Annotated in this window: 5 protein-coding genes; 3 read left to right on the forward strand and 2 right to left on the reverse strand. The window is 69.6% G+C overall.

Annotated features, from left to right (window positions below; genetic code table 11):
- Positions 1 to 34 precede the first annotated feature (34 nt).
- Positions 35 to 1498, forward strand: coding sequence for a membrane-associated oxidoreductase (locus AB0I98_RS31185; RefSeq protein ID WP_362947837.1), 1464 nt, complete (start codon positions 35 to 37; stop codon positions 1496 to 1498).
- A gap of 1 nt (position 1499) precedes the next feature.
- Here AB0I98_RS31185 and AB0I98_RS31190 read toward each other — a convergent pair whose 3' ends face one another.
- On the reverse strand, positions 1500 to 3284 hold the full coding sequence (locus AB0I98_RS31190) for a TIM barrel protein (RefSeq protein ID WP_362947839.1): 1785 nt from the start codon (positions 3282 to 3284) through the stop codon (positions 1500 to 1502).
- Positions 3285 to 3371: 87 nt separating this feature from the next.
- A complete protein-coding gene (locus AB0I98_RS31195; protein ID WP_362947841.1) occupies positions 3372 to 4259 on the reverse strand; it encodes a shikimate dehydrogenase in 888 nt (295 codons plus the stop codon).
- A 156-nt stretch (positions 4260 to 4415) separates the two neighbouring features.
- Between AB0I98_RS31195 and AB0I98_RS31200 the strand changes: the two genes are divergently transcribed.
- Together AB0I98_RS31200 and AB0I98_RS31205 are read left to right on the forward strand one after the other, a co-directional pair.
- A complete protein-coding gene (locus AB0I98_RS31200; protein ID WP_210575182.1) occupies positions 4416 to 5081 on the forward strand; it encodes a TetR/AcrR family transcriptional regulator in 666 nt (221 codons plus the stop codon).
- Positions 5082 to 5235: 154 nt separating this feature from the next.
- Complete coding sequence (locus tag AB0I98_RS31205; protein WP_362947842.1) at positions 5236 to 6582, forward strand: MFS transporter; 1347 nt, start codon at positions 5236 to 5238, stop codon at positions 6580 to 6582.
- Positions 6583 to 6630 lie beyond the last annotated feature (48 nt).

The raw sequence follows: 6630 nt of genomic DNA on the forward strand, positions 1-6630 counted from the left end.
CACGCGTGGTTCGGTCAGGTCAGAGTCGCCGACGATGGAGCCCAACGATCTGACGCCGACCGAACTGCGCGTGTGGCAGGCCTTTTCCCACGGGGAGTCCGTGGACTTCCGTTCCGCCACCGGCGAGGACGTCGGGAACGCAGCGGGCTGGGGGCCGGAACGCACCGTCCGCGCGGCCGTGTTGAGGTCGCTGCTTCTCAACGGCCCCCAGGAGGACGGTGAAATAGCGTCGCTGAGGCTTGCGGGGGCTCGCATCACCGGGGTGCTCGACCTTCAGCACGCGACGATCGACCACCCCGTGGGGCTCAGACGCTGCCACTTCGACGAGACCCCACGGCTCTACGCCGCCCGGCTCCGCGAGCTCAACCTCAGCGAGTCCGACCTGCCCGGGCTCACCGCCCAGGCCCTGCGGGTGGACGGCACCCTGCGGACGACGAGAACCGTGTTCCGGGGACCGGTGCGGCTGGGCGGGGCGCAGCTCGCCGGGAGCCTGTACATGGAGAGCGCACAGATCAACGCGCCGGACGCCGAGGAGCCGGTGCTCCAGCTCAACCAGGCGGCTCTCGGGGCCGACCTGTGGGCACCCGGGCTGGTGACCCAAGGGCAGATACGTCTCAACGGCGCGAACGTCACCGGGACCGTCAACCTGACCGAGGCGCGGTGCGAGAACCCGGGCGACGCCGCCATCGACGCCATGGCCCTCACCGTCGAGGGAGACCTCGCACTGAAGCGCGCGCAGATACGTGGATGGATCGGTCTGAAGGGCGCTCGTATCGCCGGCCGCCTCGACCTGTCGTACGCACGCCTGTCGAATCCTGGCGATGCCGCGCTACGGGCGAGCAGCTGCACCATCGGGGAGCTGTGGCTGCGCAAGGGCCCACCCCCGCAAGGCACCCTGAACCTGCGCCGCGCCCAGATCGACGTCCTGTTCCTGGAGCCGGAGGTGGTCCCGGACCGAGTCCGTCTCGACAACCTCGCCTATACGTCCCTCACCCCGCACGAGCCGGCCGAGCGCCGTCTGCCCATGCTGGAGCGGGAGGCCGAGGGCTACGTCCCCCACGCCTACGAGCAGTTGACCGCTGCCTACCGCCGCATCGGCGACGACCACGCGGCCAGGCTCGTCCAGCTCGCCAAGCAGCGCCGACAGCGCTCCACGCTCGGCTGGTTCGGACGCCTGTGGGGCCACGTCCAGGACGCCACGGTCGGCTACGGCTTCCGCCCCTCGCGCGCCTTCGGCTGGTTGCTCTCCCTGCTCGCCGTCGGCTCGATCGCGTACGCCCTGCACCACCCGCCGCCGCTGAAGCCGTCCGAGGCCCCGTCCTTCAACCCGGTGTTCTACACGCTCGACCTGCTCCTACCGGTGATCTCCTTCGGACAGGAGAGCGCCTTCGCCCCGAAGGGCGGGTACCAGTGGCTGTCCTACGTCCTCATCATCACCGGCTGGATCCTCGCCACGACCGTCGTCACCGGCGTGACCAGAACCGTCAGCCGCCAATGAGTCACGTCACCGCATGCTGCGCCGCCAGCCGCACCGGCGCGTTCTGGGCGCCATAACCCCGGTAGCCGCCGTCCCGCTGGACCAGTTCGAAGAAGACCCGCCCGATCGTCTGCGTATAGCAGTGGCGGAACTCGCCCTCCGCGTCCCGGTCGTAGAGGATGCCGAGCTCCCGGTACGTCGCCAACTCACCGTCGGCGAACTCGTACCGGGCCGCTAGGTCGTCGTAGTAGTTGGCGGGGATCGGCAGCAGCCGCCCGCCGGAGTCACGGAAGCGGCGGGCCGCGGCGACCACGTCGTCCGTGGCGAGCGCGATGTGCTGGGCGTGGACCGTGTCGTCGGTGGGTGCCGCCGAGACGGTGAGCGCGATGCGGACGCCGCCGTCCGCGTTGGTGACGGCGCGGCTGCGCAGCAGGCCGTAGGGGTCGGCCACGTCGACGCTTTCCTGCGCGTGCAGGCCGAGCACGCTGCGGTGGAACAGGGCCGCCTCGTCGAAGTGGTGCCAGGGCTGGGTGAGGGCGAGATGGTCGATGCGGGTGACGTGCGCCGTGCCCTTCACGGCGGCGACGTCCTCGAAGTCGCCCCGCCAGTCGGGGAGTTCGGACCCCGCACCGGAGGCGCAGAAGAAGAGTTCCGTGCCGTCGGGCGCCGCCACGGCGTCGAGCGGGGCATCCTCGGCGGCACGGCGGCGCGGCAGCACCGGCGCCAGCAGGGCCTCGGCACGACGGGACGCGCCTGCGGGGTCCGGCGACTCCAGGCCGATCGCGGCGAGTCCGGTGCCGTCGCGGCGGGCGGCGGGACCGGTGTTGACCAGGACGCGTGCCTCACCCTGCTGCCAGAGGTCGACCGGTTTGCTGCGGTGCCGTGCGGCACGGGCGAAGCCCAGCGCGCCGAGCACCGCCGAGACGGGCTCGGCATCGGGCGTGACCAGTTCGGCGAAGGCGACACCCGTGGGGACGACGGGAGCGGGCGGCGCGGCCAGCCCGACCGTCTCCTGAAGGACCAGCAGCGAGCGGTGGGCGTCCACGGCGGTGGGGCCGGCCTCGGCCTGCCGGAAGACGTCGTTGAAGACCTCCAGGGAGAGCGGACCGTCATATCCGGCGCGCATCACATGCTGGAGAAGACCCGCGACGTCGAAGCCACCTTGGCCGGGGAAGCAGCGGTAGTGGCGGCTCCACTGCAGGACGTCCATCGCCAGCAGCGGAGCGTCGGCCAGCTGAAGGAAGAAGATCTTCTCACCCGGGATCTCCTCGATGCCCTTGGGATCCGAACCGCGCGAGAGGATATGGAAGCTGTCCAGACAGGTACCGAGCGCCGGATGGTCGGCGGCCTCGACAATGCGCCAGGCATGGTCGTACGTACTGACATGCCGACCCCACGCCAACGCCTCGTACGCCACCCGCACCCCGAACTCCTGGGCCAACTCCGCTAGTTGACGCAAATGCCAAGCCGCCAGCGCGTCATCGTCCTCGGCCAGCGGGGAAACACTCGAGCAGACCAGCACGGTGTCGGCCCCCAGCCTCCGCATCAACTCGAACTTGTGCCGCGCACGCCGCACATTGCGCGCGAACTCCCCGTCCGGCACAGCCTCGATGTCCCGCATCGGCTGATAGAGATCAATGCTCAGCCCAAGGTCCTCACAACGACTCCGGATCTCCTCCGGGCTACGAGGGCTGGCCAACAGATCATTCTCAAAGATCTCCACCCCGTCGAACCCGGCCCGGGAAGCAGCCGTCAGCTTCTCGGTCAGGGATCCACTGAGGGAGACGGTGGCAATGGACGTACGCATGGACGGTGCTCCTTCAACTTGCCGAACGACAGCGCCCCTTCAGGGGCGCGGGGAACTGCGCGAGCAACCACAGACGGCCTGCAGCCGTCAAACCGCCTTGCCCACCGAGCTCTCCGCGGTACCGGCCATCTCCGCAATGTCCTCCAACATCCGCACACTGTCGGGCTCACGGCCCGTGAACAGCCGAAACGCGTCCGCAGCCTGAAAGACAGCCATCCCACCCCCATCCAACGTGGCGCAGCCAAGCTCACGGGCCACCCGCAGCAGCTCCGTCTCCAGCGGCCGATAGACAACCTCGGCGACCCACAACCCGGGATGAAGCAGTTCCGCGGCGAAGGGCAGACCCGGGTGCGCGGCCATGCCGGTCGGCGTGGCGTGCACGACCCCGTCGGCCTGGGCGAACAGCTCCGCCAGCCGATCCGGGGTCGCGAAGGCCGCCCGCCCCTCACCAAAGTGCCGGTTCAGGGACGCGGCGAGATCCGCGGCCCGATCCGGCAGCGGATCGACGACAGTGACCCGCCCGGCACCGAGCGTCAGCGTGGCATGCGCAACGGCCGCGCCCGCCCCACCCCCGCCCAGCTGCACAACTCGCTCCAGCGGCACATCCGGAAGCCCGCGCGCGAACGACGCGGCGAACCCGGTGACATCCGTGTTGTGCCCGACCGCACGGCCGTCCTCGAAGACGACCGTGTTGACCGCGCCGAGCGCCTCGGCCTGCGGGGCCAGCGCGTCCAGGTGCTCGATGACGAGTTGCTTGCACGGATGCGTGATGTTGAGCCCGTCGAAGCCCAGGTCCCGCGCCGCACGCACCAGGTCACCCACGGCCTCGGGCCCGACGCCGAGCGTGTCGATGTCGATGAGCCGGTACAGATAGCGCAGACCCTGGCGGTCGGCCTCCCGCTCGTGCAGGGCCGGACTGAGCGACGGGCCGATGCCCGAACCGATCAGTCCGACGAGATACGAGTCCTTGGCCACGAGGACCTCCTGAGCAGCTCACTAATGTACGAACTAGTACGTTAGCTATATCAGCAGCCGTCAGCTGGGGGAAGCCCCCAGCCGGAACCCGAAACCAGGCACGGGCGCCTGCTTCTACAATCACCGGCACTGGACCGCCTGCCCTAAGGAACCTGGATGACCAGCGTCGACGAACCGGCACGCAACAACGGGCGCATCCGTGACGCCGCCCGCACCCGGGCCGAGATCCTCGACGTCGCGACGCAGGAGTTCGCACGGTCCGGATACGCGGGGGCCCGCGTCGACGAGATCGCCGCCCGCACCCGCACCACGAAGCGGATGATCTACTACTACTTCGGCGGCAAGGAGCAGCTGTTCACGGCCGTGCTGGAGCGGGCGTACGGCGTGATCCGCGAGGCGGAGCAGCAGCTCGATGTCGAGCATCTGGACCCGGTCGCGGCCATCCGGCGCCTGGCCGAGGTGACCTTCGACCACCATGAGGCACACCCGGACTTCATCCGCCTGGTCAGCATCGAGAACATCCACGAGGCCGAGCACATCGCCGGCTCGGAGAAGCTCGGCAAGATCGGTTCGCCGGCGCTGGACGTGATCGGCCGGATCCTTCAAGCGGGGCAGGAGTCCGGGCTGTTCACCGCCGATGTCGACGCCGTCGACCTGCACGCGATGATCAGCTCGTTCTGCTTCTTCCGGGTCGCCAACCGGCATACCTTCGGCGCCCTGTTCGGCCGCGACCTGGTGGCCCCGGCCCAGCGCGAGCACTACCGGACCATGCTGGGCGACATGGTGATCGCCTACCTCACGGCGGACCGCGCGACGGACTGACCGCGCACGACCGACCCCTTGACAGCGGGGAAACGCGCGCGCAACATCCCTACCCACCGGGACTAACTATCCAGTGGGTTAATTAGCCGAAGATCCGGCCCTTCTCCCCGCCGCTCACTCCCCCGTACGTTGGAGTTTCCTCAAAGGAGCCGCCGTGTCCGTCCCCGTCCCCTCCGCCCCGCCCGGGCAGCCGAAGAAAGCCGCGACCGCGGCCTGGATAGGCAGCGCCCTGGAGTACTACGACTTCTTCATCTACGGATCCGCCGCCGCGCTGATCTTCCCCAAGGTCTTCTTCGACGAGTCGGACCCGGCCACCGCGACCCTGCTGTCGCTGGCCACGTTCGGTGTGGCGTACGCGGCACGGCCGGTCGGCGCGCTCTTCCTCGGGCACTTCGGCGACCGGGTGGGACGTAAGAAGATCATGGTCTTCACGCTGATCCTGATGGGCGTGTCGACGTTCCTGATCGGCTGTCTGCCCACCCGCGCCCAGGTCGGCACGCTCGCTCCGGTGCTGCTGGTGCTGTGCCGGGTCCTCCAGGGCATCTCGGCGGCGGGCGAGCAGGCCAGCGCCAACTCCATGACGCTGGAACACGCGCCACCGAACCGGCGCGGCTTCTTCACCAGCTTCACCCTCAGCGGCACCCAGGGCGGGCAGCTGCTGGCCACCCTCGTCTTCATCCCGGTCGCGGCGCTCCCCGAGGACCAGCTGCTGTCCTGGGGCTGGCGGGTCCCGTTCTGGATGAGCATCGCGGTCGCCGTCGTCGGCTACGTCATCCGCCGCAAGCTGGAGGAGACACCGGCCTTCGCCCAGCAGGCCGCTACCGAGGGCGTAGTGAAGCTGCCGCTGGTGGTGCTGCTGCGCGAGCACTGGGCGGACGTCCTGCGAGTGATCGCGGGTGCGCTGATCGCCTCGGTCAGCACGATCTTCACGGTCTGGGCGCTGGCGTACGCGACCAGCGACGCGGTCGGCATGTCCCGCTCCTCCATGCTGTGGGTGGGCGCGCTCGCGAACCTCGTCGCGCTCGCCGCGATCCCGCTGTGGGCCGCCCTGTCGGACCGCATCGGCCGCCGCCCGGTCTATCTGATCGGCGCCGCCGGCAGCGCGGTGATGATGTTCCTGTACCTGTGGTCGATCTCGACGGGCTCCTACCCGCTGACCCTGCTGCTGGGCATCATCACCTTCGGTGTCGTCTACAGCGCCGCGAACGGTGTGTGGCCGTCCTTCTACGGCGAGATGTTCACGACCAGGGTCCGCCTGTCCGGCATGGCGATCGGCACGCAGATCGGCTTCGCCGTGGCCGGTTTCGCGGTCACCTTCGCCGCGCAGATCGCGGGCCCCGACGGCACCGACTGGTCGTCGGTGGCGCTCTTCACCGCCGCCCTCTGCGTGCCCCCGGTCATCGCCGTCCTCACGGCCCGCGAGACCCACAAGGTACCGACGGAACACCTCGGCGAGCGGACACCCGGCGAGACGGCCCAACGGGAGACGGTGACGGCCTGACCCCGCACCGACTGAAGACGGCTGCAGTTCCCCGCGCCCCGAAGGGGC

The sequence above is a fragment of the Streptomyces sp. NPDC050211 genome, assembly GCF_040656035.1.
Lineage (GTDB): Bacteria > Actinomycetota > Actinomycetes > Streptomycetales > Streptomycetaceae > Streptomyces.